The organism is Acinetobacter sp. ANC_7682, from assembly GCF_056779795.1.
Map to the genome: position 1 here is coordinate 37,586 of NZ_JBWYIQ010000002.1, position 14,556 is coordinate 52,141.

18 protein-coding genes are annotated in these 14,556 nt (G+C 39.0%); 6 read left to right on the top strand and 12 right to left on the bottom strand.

The window, feature by feature from the left end; genetic code table 11:
- Positions 1-64 precede the first annotated feature (64 nt).
- The 5 genes from AC1M9D_RS01040 to AC1M9D_RS01060 all read left to right on the top strand — a co-directional run bounded on the left by AC1M9D_RS01040 (position 65) and on the right by AC1M9D_RS01060 (position 3,792).
- Entirely contained in the window at positions 65-757 is a 693-nt protein-coding gene (locus tag AC1M9D_RS01040; RefSeq protein WP_035266753.1) for a TetR/AcrR family transcriptional regulator, read from the top strand.
- 88 nt (positions 758-845) lie between these two features.
- Positions 846-1,712, top strand: coding sequence for a formyltetrahydrofolate deformylase (gene purU / locus AC1M9D_RS01045; protein WP_092766746.1), 867 nt, complete (start codon positions 846-848; stop codon positions 1,710-1,712).
- A 213-nt stretch (positions 1,713-1,925) separates the two neighbouring features.
- Complete coding sequence (locus AC1M9D_RS01050) at positions 1,926-2,744, top strand: energy transducer TonB (RefSeq protein WP_481611316.1); 819 nt, start codon at positions 1,926-1,928, stop codon at positions 2,742-2,744.
- 20 nt (positions 2,745-2,764) lie between these two features.
- Complete coding sequence (locus AC1M9D_RS01055) at positions 2,765-3,388, top strand: MotA/TolQ/ExbB proton channel family protein (RefSeq protein ID WP_180028347.1); 624 nt, start codon at positions 2,765-2,767, stop codon at positions 3,386-3,388.
- Positions 3,388-3,792: an ExbD/TolR family protein gene (locus AC1M9D_RS01060; RefSeq protein WP_035266746.1), complete on the top strand. Its 405-nt coding sequence runs from the start codon at positions 3,388-3,390 to the stop codon at positions 3,790-3,792. The genes AC1M9D_RS01055 and AC1M9D_RS01060 overlap by 1 nt, the downstream gene beginning before the upstream one ends.
- Before the next feature lie 50 nt (positions 3,793-3,842).
- Here the strand turns inward: AC1M9D_RS01060 and msrA are convergent, their stop codons facing one another.
- The 9 genes from msrA to lgt form a co-directional block, all read right to left on the bottom strand.
- Positions 3,843-4,364 carry a peptide-methionine (S)-S-oxide reductase MsrA gene (gene msrA / locus AC1M9D_RS01065; protein ID WP_481590375.1) on the bottom strand — a complete coding sequence of 174 codons (522 nt, stop codon included), beginning with the start codon at positions 4,362-4,364 and terminating at the stop codon, positions 3,843-3,845.
- An 83-nt stretch (positions 4,365-4,447) separates the two neighbouring features.
- The gene (locus AC1M9D_RS01070; protein WP_035266743.1) at positions 4,448-4,903 is read right to left on the bottom strand and encodes an META domain-containing protein; all 456 of its coding nucleotides are present in this window, start codon (positions 4,901-4,903) and stop codon (positions 4,448-4,450) included.
- A 74-nt stretch (positions 4,904-4,977) separates the two neighbouring features.
- Positions 4,978-6,048 (bottom strand): Lnb N-terminal periplasmic domain-containing protein, encoded by a 1,071-nt coding sequence (locus AC1M9D_RS01075; RefSeq protein ID WP_481588672.1) that lies wholly within the window; start codon positions 6,046-6,048, stop codon positions 4,978-4,980.
- Between the two features lie 26 nt (positions 6,049-6,074).
- A complete protein-coding gene (locus AC1M9D_RS01080) occupies positions 6,075-6,587 on the bottom strand; it encodes a dihydrofolate reductase (protein ID WP_035266739.1) in 513 nt (170 codons plus the stop codon).
- A 93-nt stretch (positions 6,588-6,680) separates the two neighbouring features.
- Positions 6,681-7,523, bottom strand: coding sequence for a thymidylate synthase (thyA, locus tag AC1M9D_RS01085; RefSeq protein WP_481588673.1), 843 nt, complete (start codon positions 7,521-7,523; stop codon positions 6,681-6,683).
- Positions 7,524-7,715: 192 nt separating this feature from the next.
- Positions 7,716-8,207: a lipocalin family protein gene (locus AC1M9D_RS01090; RefSeq protein WP_481588674.1), complete on the bottom strand. Its 492-nt coding sequence runs from the start codon at positions 8,205-8,207 to the stop codon at positions 7,716-7,718.
- A 146-nt stretch (positions 8,208-8,353) separates the two neighbouring features.
- Positions 8,354-8,656: a hypothetical protein gene (locus AC1M9D_RS01095; RefSeq protein ID WP_180028343.1), complete on the bottom strand. Its 303-nt coding sequence runs from the start codon at positions 8,654-8,656 to the stop codon at positions 8,354-8,356.
- Positions 8,657-8,737: 81 nt separating this feature from the next.
- The gene (locus AC1M9D_RS01100) at positions 8,738-9,109 is read right to left on the bottom strand and encodes a hypothetical protein (RefSeq protein ID WP_179998670.1); all 372 of its coding nucleotides are present in this window, start codon (positions 9,107-9,109) and stop codon (positions 8,738-8,740) included.
- An 84-nt stretch (positions 9,110-9,193) separates the two neighbouring features.
- Positions 9,194-10,009 carry a prolipoprotein diacylglyceryl transferase gene (lgt, locus tag AC1M9D_RS01105; RefSeq protein ID WP_481593299.1) on the bottom strand — a complete coding sequence of 272 codons (816 nt, stop codon included), beginning with the start codon at positions 10,007-10,009 and terminating at the stop codon, positions 9,194-9,196.
- A gap of 93 nt (positions 10,010-10,102) precedes the next feature.
- On the opposite strand from lgt, the gene AC1M9D_RS01110 reads away from it, so the two are divergent.
- A complete protein-coding gene (locus tag AC1M9D_RS01110) occupies positions 10,103-10,906 on the top strand; it encodes an NRDE family protein (protein ID WP_481611317.1) in 804 nt (267 codons plus the stop codon).
- Between the two features lie 27 nt (positions 10,907-10,933).
- Here the strand turns inward: AC1M9D_RS01110 and AC1M9D_RS01115 are convergent, their stop codons facing one another.
- The 3 genes from AC1M9D_RS01115 to tatB form a co-directional block, all read right to left on the bottom strand.
- On the bottom strand, positions 10,934-13,141 hold the full coding sequence (locus AC1M9D_RS01115) for a PhoX family protein (protein ID WP_481611318.1): 2,208 nt from the start codon (positions 13,139-13,141) through the stop codon (positions 10,934-10,936).
- A gap of 165 nt (positions 13,142-13,306) precedes the next feature.
- A complete protein-coding gene (tatC, locus tag AC1M9D_RS01120; protein WP_481611319.1) occupies positions 13,307-14,089 on the bottom strand; it encodes a twin-arginine translocase subunit TatC in 783 nt (260 codons plus the stop codon).
- A complete protein-coding gene (gene tatB, locus AC1M9D_RS01125) occupies positions 14,086-14,550 on the bottom strand; it encodes a Sec-independent protein translocase protein TatB (RefSeq protein WP_051586559.1) in 465 nt (154 codons plus the stop codon). Before tatB ends, tatC begins: the two co-directional genes overlap by 4 nt.
- Positions 14,551-14,556 lie beyond the last annotated feature (6 nt).

The window sequence follows — 14,556 nt, forward strand, 5'->3', positions numbered from 1 at the left end:
AGTCAAGTCACTTTTATGTTAGCTTGGGCTAAACGTCATTATTCTTGTTATAGATGGTATTAGGATGTCGCATTCCAAAACGTTAAAAACCAAAGACCGAATCTTGCAAATTAGTTTGCAACTCTTTAACGAACGTGGAGAGCGATCTGTCACAACTAACCATATCGCAGCAGAGTTAGGTATTAGTCCTGGTAATCTCTATTATCACTTTCGTAACAAGCAAGAGATCATTAAAGAGCTGATGGAGCAATATCAGCATGCAACTTTAGAGCTGCTAGCATTGCCAGAAGACCGTGATGTAAATGCCAATGATAAAATCCGATACTTTCAAGTACTCAGTAGTCAGTTATGGGCCTATCGTTTTCTGCATCGTGATGTATATCATTTAACAGAAAATAATGATGACTTTAGAAAAATTTACCCGCGTTTCGCAGGTAAAGTGATGCAACAAGGTCAAAAGATTTACAGAGCCTTCGTCAATGCAGGTCTCATGCAAATGACAGAGTCTGAAATTGAAGCGTTGATCATCAACCTATGGATCGTCCTAACGAACTGGACGAATTTTCTCTATATGTCTGGTCATTTAAAAGATTCCAACCATTTAGATGAAAAGTGGGTTTGGCAGGCACTGCGTCAAATGGTGTTTCTTGAAGGTCCTTATTTACGTGGTGAAAGTCGTCAGACTTATGAGCGCTTGCTTGAAACGCTGGGAACATCTGAATTATTTGCCAGTCTTTCTGCTGATCGAGAAGATTGATTTCAGCAAAGATAATTTGAAAGCATTAAAAAAAGAGTTAGAATACGCGGCTGTTTTTCAATTTAACTGTTAAGTGATATAAATCATCATGAATATGACAACTGCTAACACAGCACGTTTACTGATTACTTGCGAAGATAAACCAGGAATCGTGCAGGCTGTATCGAGCTTTTTGTATCATCAAGGGGCAAACATCACTGCGCTTGATCAATATGCAACAGAAGCTCAGGGCGGGCGTTATTTCATGCGTGTTGAGTTTGAACTCGACAATTTGCAAAGCCGTAAGGAGAATATTCTACAAACTTTCGCCACAAACGTAGCTGAACGTTACAACATGCATTGGCGTTTAGCTTTAGTGTCAGATGTAAAGAAAGTCGGTATTTTGGTATCGAAAGTCGACCATGCCTTGCTTGAGCTTTTGTGGCGTCATGCACGTGGTGGATTACCTTGTGAAATCACTAAGGTTGTATCGAATCATGAAGATCTACGTGAGTCTGTGGAAAACTTCGGTATTCCTTTTGAAGTTGTGCCTGTCAATAAAGAGAACAAGCGCGAAGCATATGCAAAAATTGATGAGTTAATGCAAGGTAATGATTTACTTGTACTCGCACGTTATATGCAGATTCTTGATGAAGAGTTCGTCTCTAAGTGGGAAATGAAAGTGATCAACATTCATCATTCTTTCCTTCCAGCTTTTGTGGGTGCTAACCCTTATAAGCAAGCGTATGAAAAAGGCGTAAAACTGATTGGTGCAACAGCGCATTATGTGACAGCTGATTTGGATCAAGGTCCGATTATTGAACAAGATGTTGAGCGTGTCAGCCATGATTTTACAGTTGATCAATTACGTGAATTAGGTCAAGACGTTGAACGTAATGTCTTGGCGCGTGCTGTTAAGTGGCATTTAGAAGACCGTATCATTGTTGATGGTAATAAAACTGTGGTATTCCAGTGATTTTTAATTAAATATCACTGATTTATTAAGGCATGCGTGAGCATGCCTTTTTTATTGATGATCAAAAAAACTCATCAAAACTGCAGAATTAATAGTTGCAAATGAAAACACTTCTCATTTATTATTGGCGTACTTTAATTGTACTAACCGATAAGTTTGATTGAAATCTTCCTTATGAAGACAGCGTCAATGTATATCAGGTCATAAATTTTAATGAGCCCATCTCCCATTCCTATGATGCAAAATCCAATCTCAATGAAAAAGAAAGTGCTTACTTCGCTCATTGCAGTGGTGATCGGGCATATTGGTGTTTTATTTGCCGTGAGTCAGATGAAAACACCTGAATTAAAACCTATTGATAAGGATCCAATTAAGGTTCGTTTTGTTCAGATTAAAGAGGATGCGCCACTGCCGCCACCTCCTGTTGAACCTGTGAAACCTCAAGTTCAACCAAAACCAGAACCTAAAGTGGTTGAACCACCTCCTGTGGTTAAACCCAAAGTCATTGCTGAAAAGCCTAAACCTGTCGAACAAAAAGCAATTGTTCAAGAAGATAAATTAGAAAAGCAAAAGCAGGAACAACAGCGGTTAGAGCAAGAACGTAAAAATCGTGAGTTGCTGGAACAGCAGCGACGAGAGCAAGCATTGCGTGACCAACAGCTACGTGAGCAACAAGAACGTGAGCGCTTGGAAAATGAAAGACGCGAACAAGAACGTCGTGAGCAGCAAGCACGCAATACACCAAAGAATTTAAGTATTGGGCAAATATCATGGTCTCGTACACCGAAGCCATCATATACCAACCGAGATTTACAAGGTTCTGATCGTACTGTTGTAGTATCGATTGAAGCGGACACTAACGGTAATGTAGTGAATGCCAGAATCACAAAATCAAGTGGAATTGATTCGCTTGATCAAAAGATTTTACGCTCAGTGCGTAATGCAAAATTCAGACCTTATAAGGAAAATGGCGTGGCTTATCCGTTTAGAGCGGAACAACCATTTGAACTTAAGTTGAATTCTAACGGCTAACTTTTATTAGGAGTTCGAGTATGAACTTTTCAGTTTATTGGCAACATGCTGATGCAGTCAGTAAGACGCTTTATTTCGTTTTACTCGCAATGTCTATTGCGACATGGACAATTGTCGTTTTACGTGTGATGGGAACACGTCAACTGAAAGAAGTTGCTTATGCTCAACTCTCTAAAGCATTAGCAGGATTGAAAGCAAAACTCGCTCCTTTGGGATTTGAACAACGTAAAGCTGTTGCTGAGCAAGCTTTATTGCGTCAGATTGCTTTGGAAAAAGCATCTGCTGAAAAAGGTGTTGCTGTACTCGGAACTATTGCCTCACTTGCACCATTTGTAGGGCTATTTGGTACAGTATGGGGAATCTTCCATGCATTGGTTGCAGTAGGTAAAAGCGGTCAAGCAGGACTTGCACAAGTTGCAACCCCTGTGGGTGAAGCCCTGATTATGACTGGTATTGGTCTAGCAGTTGCTATTCCAGCAGTGATCGCATACAACATTTGTATTCGCTTTAATCGTACATTAAGTAATGAACTACAAGATCATGCTCACAGTCTTTTAATCGACACGATGCTGCAACAAGATTCTTCTGCGCAAAAAGTTGAAGTGAAAGCGACTCAAGAAAGTTACGTTGGAGGTCAAGCTTAATGGCTTTTCAATTGGGTGAAGACAACGATACAGGCATGACGGAGATGAACCTCATCCCGTTAATTGACATTATGTTGGTTTTGATGATCATCTTCTTGGTGACAGCGACCGTTGCTAACCCATCAATTCCATTAACTTTACCAAAAACGACAGCGGATATCATTGATCCGCCACCTGAATCGATTCAAGTAAGCATTAACTCACAGGGTGAGATTGCATGGGATTCAGAAATTATCAGCTTAGATGAATTGCAAAAAAGATTTAACGATGCCGGTGGTTCAGCACAACAACCGACGATTATTCTTAAAGCAGATAAAGAATCACGTTATGATACTGTTGCTCAAGTGATGTCACGTGCAAGCGAAGCCGGGCTTGCTGACATTGCCTTTGCCACAGATAATTAACTGATTAACATGAGAAAAGCGACCATAAGGTCGCTTTTTTTAAACCTGTATTAGTCTTTGAGTAAACCTTCAAATTTAGAGCGCAGCTTTAAAAGTTTTGGTGGGATACTAAAATTGCAGTAGCCTTGAGTCGGGTTACGAGCAAAGAAATTTTGATGATATTCTTCAGCAGGGTAGAAGGTCGGTACTGAGCTTAGTTCTGTAACAATATCTAAACCTTCTGCTTTTAACTGTCGAATCGCTTTCTCTGCAATCTGGCGCTGTTCTTCATCAAAATAATAAATGACAGAGCGATATTGCGTACCTATATCATTACCTTGGCGATTGAGTGTGGTTGGATCATGTGTTGCAAAAAATACATCAAGCAATTGAGCAAAGCTAATTTGACTTTCATCAAAATCCACTAAAACCACTTCCGCGTGATGGGTGTCTCCTTTGCAAATGTCCTCATAGCTTGGATTGGCCGTATACCCACCCGCATAACCACTCACGACTTTAGTGACACCTTTGAGTTGAAGGAAAACTGCTTCAACACACCAGAAGCATCCGCCACCGAGCAAAGCTTGTTGCATGGGATTCACCTTATTGAGTTGCAATGACTGAAATAATGGGGTGTAGAATGAAAAAAGCAACCAGTGAAATGGTTGCTTAACTGTTAACGCGGTTGTATTGCAGACTCATACTGCAATACTGGATTACCATTCTCATCGAGTAGGCGAAGCGTTTTGTCATAGACTTGGAATGCCGCGACTTTTGCCAAGGCAGCATTATAGCGATTTGCAAGTTCTTGAGTATTCACGCACATCATTTGTGTAGTCGCAACTTCACTCAAGCTAATTTTGTCAGCTTTAATGCTATATGCACCCATAAAACGGTTACAACCATCTGCACCACTCAAACGACTAGATGCTGCATCAAATTGAATACTTGGAACATTGTGTGCAGTAGGGTCGGTTTTAAATTCTGTTGCGCCGATATGTGTCAAAATCCAAGTTTTATTTTGCAATTGATTAAGTGCTTGTTGCTGCTTTTCAGCAGATGGTGTTGTGGTACATGCTGTAAAAAGTAATGCTGAGCCTATAACGGATACGGCTAAAAGTTGTTTTAACATATGAAATGCCCCTGTGTTATTTCTTTCTAATATAAATTAAATTCAAGTCAATTTTATGTATATCAACTGATACGCTAAGGTGCAAGCTCTGGCTGACTCTGAGGGAGACCCAGACGAATCAATTTTGAATAATTTTCACTACTTTGATATTTAAATTGATTAAATTGGTCTGTTCTTGGGTTGACATGTGCCTTGTTGTACCATGTTTTGATATCCCAATGATGTTGTAATGCCCCCAAGTCATACAGATAATTAGGTAAATAACCTGAGGCTAATAATCTGTAGTCCACTGGCAGTTCATGTTTGGAAATCGCTTGAACCATATCAAAAACCAAAGTGGTGCAGTTACTGGTCAAGGTGTTATACCATTTTGGTTCTTGATTAAGTTGATCTGCTTGCTCTAAATATTCCTCAAATAAAGCTTTCATTTCAGCAGCTTCCATGTTGATTGGGAAAAAATAGACCTGCTCATTACGTACATTGCTACGTGTATAAATAATGTCTTTCTCGTCAGCAGCAACTAAACTGACTTCGTACTTTCTAAAAAAACCACCAATAGCAGAGAACTCTTCATCTTTTTCTTTGCGAATTTCAATCGAAAAGGTCAATGGTTTAGAGTTTTTGAAATCAAAGCTGACTAAAGTGTGGGCGATTTGTGGTCCCATCCAATATGAAGTAATGATGTTAATGCCACTGATTTGATTCAAATCAATCTGACGTGTATCCCAGCGTTCTTGATAGGTTCCGTCTTCATTCCATGCAAAATTACGCACATTGTGTAAAGTGACCCAATCACCTTGACGTTCATAATTGAGAATTCTTGCGACTTCAGGATTCCACTCACGGTCTTGTTTGGCAGGGATGCTAAAATACCAAACTAAACTGAACGCAAAAAAGACAATGTATAAGACGACATCTTTACTACGGCTAAAAAAATGTTGTGTTGCATATATGCCTAAAACACTTAAGGCAAAAGCGCCCCAAAAGCCAATGATAATACGACTGACTAACCAGCCAAATGGCTCTTGAACCCATAAGGCCATACATAACCAAATCGAAGAGAAGATGACAAATAAACTAAATAGGGAGTGAAAAGCTCCCTTTGCAAGTGCAAGAATAAACTCTCTTTTACCGATGTTATGCATTATTATTGGCTATATGTTAGAAAGCTTTATTTTTGGTAGGTTGCGAACTCAAATGCAATATTTGTTTTGTCATCAATATGTTGCTCTGATGCCACTTTTTTAAATTCAGGTGGAATCTCGGGATAATGAGCATCACCTTGAACGTCTAATTCAACATGCGTGAGTTCTAAGCGATCCGCAATAGAGATCGTTTGGCTAAAAATTTCTCCACCACCTATGATAAAAATAGATCCAGGCTTTTCTGAAGCTTTTACATCATGGACTGCCTGCTCAAGTGCACTCTCGATTGTATGCGCGATTTTTGTTCCTTCAAATTGCCATGACGTATCTCGTGTAATGACCCAATTTACACGTTTAGGAAGCGTTCTACCCATAGACTCAAGTGTTTTACGTCCCATCACCACAACACCACCTTGGGTAATTTCTTTAAAATGTTTGAGATCAGCTGAAATATGCCATGGCAAATCATTTCCTTTGCCAATACAACGTTGCTGATCCATTGCAACGACGTGTACGACTTCTAAACCTTGAAATGCCATGATTATTCTTCCAGCGAATATGAGTTAAAGAGGGAAATGTAAAGTTGGATCACGATTAGTATCAACTGTGATCCCAAAAGACATTAGTTAAAATCAAACCGCAACAGGTGCTTTAATTGCAGGATGCGATTCGTAATTTACGATTTCAATATCTTCAAATTTGAAATCAAAAATATCTTTAATTTCGGGATTCAGTTTGAGTTGGCACAATGGAAGTGGTTCACGTGTTAATTGAAGTTGTGCTTGCTCGAAATGATTGGCGTAAAGATGAGTATCACCACCTGTCCAAACAAAATCACCGACTTCTAGATCACAGACTTGCGCAATCATATGGGTGAGAAGTGCATAACTTGCAATATTAAATGGAACGCCAAGAAAAACATCAGCACTACGTTGATAAAGCTGACATGATAATTTTCCATCCTGAACAAAAAACTGGAAAAGCGTGTGACAAGGAGGGAGTGCCACTTGTCCAGCTTCTTTTGGGTTCCAACCTGATACGATTAAACGACGGGAGTTTGGATTGGTTTTAATTTCATTAATTAACCATTTGATTTGATCGAAACCATCTTGCTCGTATAAACCATCGTCTTTTTTAGTTGCACCAAAGTTACGCCATTGGTGTCCATATACTGGACCTAGCTCTCCTTCAGGACGTCCAAAACGAGCAGTCTGCTCAGCTGTCGACCATTCATCCCAAATTGTAACTTTATGATCTTGGAGATATTTAACATTGGTATCACCTTTAAGGAACCAAAGTAATTCAACCACGATTGAACGGAAGTGAACTTTCTTTGTGGTCAGTAGAGGAAAACCTTTAGAAAGATCAAAGCGCATTTGATGACCAAATACAGAACGAGTACCTGTACCAGTACGGTCACCTTTATCACCGCCATTGTCGAGGATATGTTGTAGTAGGTCTAAATACGCTTTCATAAATTTCCTGATCGATTTGAATGTGGCATTTGAAGAATAAACCAATGCCAAAAATTTCATTGGCATCAGTTTATACTAAAGCAGCATGCTTTTTAATATCTTCCTTACGGAATAGAATCTTTGAAAGCGAGTAATTAAAGAAATAAGAAAGCACCCTTTAGGGTGCTCTCATTTAACTCAAAATTTTAGGGCTTAAGTAGTTTTGTGTCCTGTATGTACAGTATGAATTAAATCGCTTAGGTCATAACCAATGGATTGAGCATATGCAAGATACGCTTGTTTGATAGATTCATTTAACACAGGTTCACGGTGCAGAATCCAAAGATATTTTTGATTAGGTTCACCGACTAAAGCAGTTTGATAATTTTCATCGATCTTAAGTACCCAATAGTCACCTTTAGTGAATGGAATCCAACGAAATCCTTCAGGCAAAAAGCTGACTTCTAATTTGCCATGTGCAGCATCTACGACTGTGGCTTCGCCAATAGACTCATCCAGCTCTTTGTTGCCATCAAGACAACGATTTTGAACACGTACAGTTCCATCGCTGTTTAAGGTATAGACTGCCGAAATATCCGTACTGTCTTCAGGTTGATGCTTCATTGGTAAGCGTGCAATCTCATACCAAGTACCTAAATAGCGTTCAAGTTGGAAGTTAGATACGGTCGTTAAATTTTGACTCATTATGATGTACTCCATTTAATCTAAATTAGATACATCCTTTGAGTATAGGCACAGTTTTGGAGTAGAAATAATACTGTTCTGTAGCAAAGCGTTAAGTGAGTGCGATTAATTTATATTTATTTTCATTTGCTTAGTAGTTTTGAAATTCAGCGGGGTGTACGAGATGCATATAAACTCACTACGAATAATCCCACTGCGCTATAACCCATGAGTTGTACAAAAAGTGCAAAAAACTCTCTGCTATTTTGAAAGTTCAGCGCTGAAAGCATGAAGATAAAAAATACAATCAAGATGAAAGGACTAAAAGCATAATATGCTTTCAGCTGATGCTTTAGACGCTTAGATTGGATCAAAACATGATGAATAATGTGTAGACTTAAGCCTAAACATAAGCTCATTAGTGTCGATAGAAAATCAAGTTTTTTAATTTCAGCTGTCAACAGAATCACTACACACGTTGATATACAAATGATCAATTTAAGCCTGCGTGTGCATCGTTCCGAATACCAGAAATTTAACATAATGAAGTCTTAATGCTGATGTTGATGAAGTAGAGACAGTGGGGAAAATAAGCAAATAGATAAAGCCATAAATCCTAATCCTTGAGCGCCAGGTAAAAGAATTTCTCCATCTTTTGCATGCATGAAAATCAAGGCAAGTAGCAGAGCGATAGGAATCCAAGTAAATAATCGGTACATCAACCCTGTTGGATGGTGTGAAGCGAAATGAATTTTACAGTAACGGCAAATAAGAAAAACGATACCTGTGCCCACAAACATTAAGATGGCATCAAAGTTAAGTGGTTGCATCCAATATAACGTAGCGGTAGCACTCGCGATCAAAATAAAAAATAAAGCTTTGTGCTGTATTGAAACTTTAGGATCAAACCAAAACTCGAGCATAGTAATCTGAATCAAAGTAAATAAGTCAAAACTCTAGCACAAAAAAAGGTGAACAAGATGTTCACCTTTGAGGGCATGATTTACTTATTTGCCATTATTTTGTAGAGGACCCCAGTCATATACTTTCTTTTGATAGGCATACCAAAGCATCCATAGGCCGATGAGAATCATTGGAACTGTAAGGAATTGTCCTTTGCTCATCCATCCGATAAATAATTGACCATTATCTGGCTCACGGAAGAATTCAACTGTGAAGCGAGCGATACCATATCCAATTAAGAATAGAGCAGAAACAGCCATGCGTGGACGAGGTTTAGAACTAAACCACCACAGAACAATAAAAAGAATCAAACCCTCACAGAGTGCTTGGTAAAGTTGGGATGGATGTCGTACGAGTTGTAAAGGATCTGTAGGGAAAACCATACCCAATGCGAAATTTGGATCTGTGACTTGTCGGCCATAAAGTTCGCCGCCAATAAAGTTGCCAATACGACCAAACATCAGACCTGTTGGAACACATGGGGCAATAAAATCCAGTGTTTGGAACCAAGTCATTTTGTATTTTTTACACCACAATAACATGGCAAACATGACACCTAAGAAGCCGCCATGGAAGCTCATGCCACCTGTCCAAACTTGGAATAACCATATCGGATTTGCAAGGAATTGATCAAAACCATAAAAGAACACATAGCCTACTCGACCACCAATCACGACACCTAATGCACCGTAAAAGATGAGATCAGAGACCATGTCTGGTGTCCATCCTCGTTGCTTAGCACGGAATGTTGCCAAGCCCCACGCAAATAAAAATGCGAGTAGATACATGAGTCCATACCAGTGAACTTGTAATGGACCCACAGATATTGCCACTGGGTCAATAGAAGGATAGGTCAGCATTGCTTTTCCTTTATATTATGTTTTGTGTCGATTCTAACGGAAAGACTGAAAAAATGTTGTACATTCAATGTGTAAAGTTCTAAGGATGCAACGATGTGTATTGTAGCAATCGCATGGCAAGTGTTGGATGAAACACCATTATGCTTAATTTCAAATCGGGATGAGTTTTATCACCGACCTGCTTCACAAATTCATAAGTGGGAAAATAGCCCAATTATTGCAGGTCAAGATTTACAATCTGGTGGGACATGGATGGGGATTACTGCTGCAGGGCGTTGGGCACTTGTGACAAATTACCGTGATGCAAATGATAAGAAGGAATATCCAACTTCAAGAGGACATATCATTCAGCAATATCTGGAGTCTGAATTAGCACCGATCCGATTTGCCCAAGAATTAGAAAAAAAGCAATGTGATTACGCTGGATTTAACCTTTTTATCGGAACCTCTGATCAAGCGGTTTATATGAGTAATCGTGGTGAATCTCCACAAGTTCTTGCCAAAGGTGTATATGTGGTTTCCAATGGTGTATTAAGTGATCCATGGGAAAAAACCAAACATTTGCGTAAACGCTTTACACAAGAGTTCTTACCATTATTGCAATTAAATCCCAATGCTCAAAAAGCGTATGATTTAGAGTACGCCGTTTGGGATATCTTACAAGATGAAAGAAAAATTGATTTAGACTTATTACCTCAAACGGGCATATCAGTGGAAATGGAGCAGCTGTTATCTTCTACTTTTATACAAAGCCCAATATATGGAACACGATGTTCAAACTATTTATTGATGAAAAGAAATCAATGGACTTGGTTTGAAAAAACACAGCAAGGTAAGCATCAGAATCAAATAGTCAAACTTGATCTGCATCTTTCAAAAAAAATGCCGACATCGTAGTCGGCATTTTCTATTTCAATGTTTGAATTAAGCAGCAGGAGTGTTTTCTTTCTTTTCTAGACTTTCCCCAACAATCTCGCCACCATCTTTACGTGTAATCACGACCGTCGCAGAGCGAGGACGTGTACCTTTACCACCGCTGATAGTGTTGCTGTGATTTGCAGGCCAAGTACCACCTGGATGCTGAACATTCACAAAAATAGCTTTATAGTCTGGTGTCATCGTTACACCTGTAATTTCACAGCCTGAAGGGCCTGTTAAAAAACGACGTAACTTTGAATCATCAAGCTGTGCGCCAGCAGGAGTAAGTTGAGTGGCATTATTTGAACCAGCATTTGCAGAAGTCACTTTACCATCACTTACTTGACCTGGAAGTGCAGCGAGCATCATGCAATTCGTTTCATCTGTATAAGCGCCATCATCAGTTTGTATCCACAAGACACCACGTGGATCAAACCATAGGCCATCTGGACTTGAGAAATCATTTGCTGATGTGAGTCCAGATAGGTTTACACCTGGAAGTGAATCTTCTTCTGCGCCAAATAAGAAGATATCCCATACAAATGTTTTTGCTGTAACAGTATCACCAGTTTCACGGAAACGAATAATATGTCCGTTGATATTCCCGCGAGGAGTACCACCTTTATCATTATCAGCATAGTTACGAGGGTTAGCAGCATCAATTGTATGCTCACTTCCACGTAATGAGTTATTGGTTAAGGTGACATAAACCTCACCATTCTCTGGGTTTACTGCAACCCATTCTGGACGATCCATTTTGGTTGCACCAACTGCATCACCTGCTAAACGGGCATTTACCAATACATCAGCTTGATCTGTAAATTTGTATTTTGAATAACTAGCAATTAATGGATTGGAGATATTGAGTTCAATCCACTCACCAGACGTCTTTTGAGTTGCTTCATTAAAGTTAAATTTAGCAACATAGAATTTACCGTTATTCATATATTTATCACCAGCAGCATAACCGCCGTTGATATCTTTAGGGTCCCAAACCGCATCTGAAACAAATTTATAGATATATTCGCCTTGAGAGTCATCCCCCATATAGAAGGCTAGTGGTTGCCCAGGAATGGCACGACTGACACGACAATCTTCATGTGCAAAACGTCCAAGAGCTGTACGTTTTACTGGGCGTTGACGACCATCAAACGGGTCAATTTCAACAATCCAACCAAATGTATTTGGTGAGTTTCTAAAATCTTGAGTTGCAGAAGATGCAGAGACTTTAGTTAACCAGCGCTCATAGACATCTTGAGGGAACAGTTGTGCTTGAACTGTGTGCCACTTATAAGAACTATTTGAAGCAATTTTATAGCGTTTTAACGACTCCAAATCCTTTTCAGAACGATCTTTATCATCGCGAGTAAAGTATTGGTTAAAGTTTTCTTCAGTGGTTAAGTATGTGCCCCAAGGCGTATAACCGTTACCACAGTTATTGATCGTACCTAATGTAAATGTGCCTTCTGGACTGATCTTGGTTTGTACCAATTCATGCCCTTTTACAGGACCAGCGAAATCGATCGGTGTTGCAGCTGTAATTCGACGGTTGAATACAGAGCGTTTGTTTAGAGTGACTTGTTGAGTTGTAGGATTTTTTTGTACTTCAATCACTGAAACGCCGTGACAGTTGATTTCACGTAATGCTTCATCTTCAGAACGAATATCCGCTGAAATGGTATTATTCGCTGGATGCAAAATCGCTTTGTTATCTACATATTCGTGGTTGAGTACCAGTAAACCTACATTTGACTCATTTTGATCATAACGACTATTTTTCATGCCGAAATATGTCATACCGTCATGACATTCGCCTGAGCGCATGGTAAATGAAGCACCACTCGGAATATTATCTGCATCCCATTCAGGCATACCTTCAAAAAGCGGGTCTCCTAGTGCATAAATAACACGTGCTTCATATCCTTCAGGCACTGTGAATTCATTTTTAATATTTTTATCAACCGCTTTAAATGTTAGTTCAGTTGGCGTTTTTGATTTGTCGAATTCAGGTAGAGAAGGATTTGAGTTGTTATTGTCATTGTCGTCACTGTTACAGCCTGCTACTGAAGCCGCTACTGTCAATGCTACTGCACCACCAGCAGTCTTCTTAATGAGATCTCTACGCGTAATTTGCTTTTCAAGTAAATGGTGAAATTCTGGATTCCCCGAATCATTGCTATCGTAATCATCGTTAAAAGGTGTTAAATCAGTCATGTTCGTTCCTAGCATCTTGCTTGGTAGTTTTTAGCGTCACAAACAACTTAATGCGGAATCATGACAATCACATGATAGATTTATGTCAGTTGAATTAAGCTTTTATTTAAAGAGTATGAAAAAGGCGAGTCTTTAGACTCGCCTATGTGTAAAAGGGTCAAGATATCAAAGTACTGACTTTGCTCTTCTGTTTTCGAGTAATTTTCCAAACAAAAGTCCCAATTCAAATAACATCCACATTGGTATCGCTAACATAATCATCGAGAGTGCATCAGGTGGCGTCACAAACATAGAAACGAAGAAACAACCTACAATAATAAAACGTCTTTTTTCAACCAATTGTTCTGTGGTAACTACCCCAATCATAATGAGTAATAAAGTCACAATTGGAATTTCAAAAGTTAAACCAAAAACCAAGAATAACTTTAAACAGAAACTCAGATAGCTATTAATGTCAGTCATGGGTGCTACCGTTTCAGGTGCAACGCTAATGAAAAAATGTAAAATCGAAGGGAGGGCTACAAAGTAAGCAAAAGCAACACCCGCATAAAATAATGTAATACTTCCGATGAGTAATGGTAGAGCTAAAGCTTTCTCATTTTTATATAGCGCCGGTCTGACAAAAGCCCATATTTGATAAATGATAAATGGCATGGCGATCATTAGAGCAACGAAGAAGTTTAACTTAAATGGTGCCATAAATGTCGCGGTGACATCAGTTGCAATCATTGATGAATTTATTGGGAGTTGAGCTCTAAGAGGCTCAGACATCATTTGATAGCTTTGATTTGCAAATGGTAATAAACAAAAGAATAAAACGAGAATGACCCCAACTATTCTAAATAAATATTTTCTTAAAATAATAAGATGCTTGGTTATTGGCATTTCTTCAAGCTGAGGATTATCTTCATTTGAAGAGATGATATTTGGGAGAGTATTGTGACTCATACTGCCTCCGCTAAGACTACATACGGTTTATTGTGTTGCGCCGAATTTTGAATATGAATAAAACTTTGCTTAGGTGTAGCATGTCCTCTAAAAGGAACTGCTGTACTTTGCTGAACGCTTAAATACACATAAATAGATCTTGTTTCAGAGAGAACCTGTTGATCGATAGGTGGATTTAAATATTCATCGCTTAATACTGTGTGTTTTTCAATTTCCTGCATTTGCGCTTTCATTTTTTCTTCTAATTCTTGAATGCGCTTCATTTCAGTCTGCATTTGTTCTTTAAGTTCAGACATTCTTAGTTCACGATCAATATCATTTTGTACATTGCTGACCATACGCTTAATTTTGCCATACCATTTACCAGCAAATCGCGCACCCTCAGGAAGCTTTTCAGGTCCAAGAACAAGCAATGCAATGATGCCAAACATTAATAGTTCAGCCATACCAATATTCAGCATTACTGT

Excerpts from the sequence above, each read along its gene's own strand:
- AC1M9D_RS01040 (WP_035266753.1), top strand. The coding sequence starts at position 65 with ATGTCGCATTCCAAAACGTTAAAAACCAAAGACCGAATCTTGCAAATT.
- purU (WP_092766746.1), top strand. The coding sequence starts at position 846 with ATGAATATGACAACTGCTAACACAGCACGTTTACTGATTACTTGCGAA.
- AC1M9D_RS01050 (WP_481611316.1), top strand. The coding sequence starts at position 1,926 with ATGAGCCCATCTCCCATTCCTATGATGCAAAATCCAATCTCAATGAAA.
- AC1M9D_RS01055 (WP_180028347.1), top strand. The coding sequence starts at position 2,765 with ATGAACTTTTCAGTTTATTGGCAACATGCTGATGCAGTCAGTAAGACG.
- AC1M9D_RS01060 (WP_035266746.1), top strand. The coding sequence starts at position 3,388 with ATGGCTTTTCAATTGGGTGAAGACAACGATACAGGCATGACGGAGATG.
- msrA (WP_481590375.1), bottom strand. The coding sequence starts at position 4,364 with ATGCAACAAGCTTTGCTCGGTGGCGGATGCTTCTGGTGTGTTGAAGCA.
- AC1M9D_RS01070 (WP_035266743.1), bottom strand. The coding sequence starts at position 4,903 with ATGTTAAAACAACTTTTAGCCGTATCCGTTATAGGCTCAGCATTACTT.
- AC1M9D_RS01075 (WP_481588672.1), bottom strand. The coding sequence starts at position 6,048 with ATGCATAACATCGGTAAAAGAGAGTTTATTCTTGCACTTGCAAAGGGA.
- AC1M9D_RS01080 (WP_035266739.1), bottom strand. The coding sequence starts at position 6,587 with ATGGCATTTCAAGGTTTAGAAGTCGTACACGTCGTTGCAATGGATCAG.
- thyA (WP_481588673.1), bottom strand. The coding sequence starts at position 7,523 with ATGAAAGCGTATTTAGACCTACTACAACATATCCTCGACAATGGCGGT.
- AC1M9D_RS01090 (WP_481588674.1), bottom strand. The coding sequence starts at position 8,207 with ATGAGTCAAAATTTAACGACCGTATCTAACTTCCAACTTGAACGCTAT.
- AC1M9D_RS01100 (WP_179998670.1), bottom strand. The coding sequence starts at position 9,109 with ATGCTCGAGTTTTGGTTTGATCCTAAAGTTTCAATACAGCACAAAGCT.
- lgt (WP_481593299.1), bottom strand. The coding sequence starts at position 10,009 with ATGCTGACCTATCCTTCTATTGACCCAGTGGCAATATCTGTGGGTCCA.
- AC1M9D_RS01110 (WP_481611317.1), top strand. The coding sequence starts at position 10,103 with ATGTGTATTGTAGCAATCGCATGGCAAGTGTTGGATGAAACACCATTA.
- AC1M9D_RS01115 (WP_481611318.1), bottom strand. The coding sequence starts at position 13,141 with ATGACTGATTTAACACCTTTTAACGATGATTACGATAGCAATGATTCG.
- tatC (WP_481611319.1), bottom strand. The coding sequence starts at position 14,089 with ATGAGTCACAATACTCTCCCAAATATCATCTCTTCAAATGAAGATAAT.
- tatB (WP_051586559.1), bottom strand. The coding sequence starts at position 14,550 with ATGCTGAATATTGGTATGGCTGAACTATTAATGTTTGGCATCATTGCA.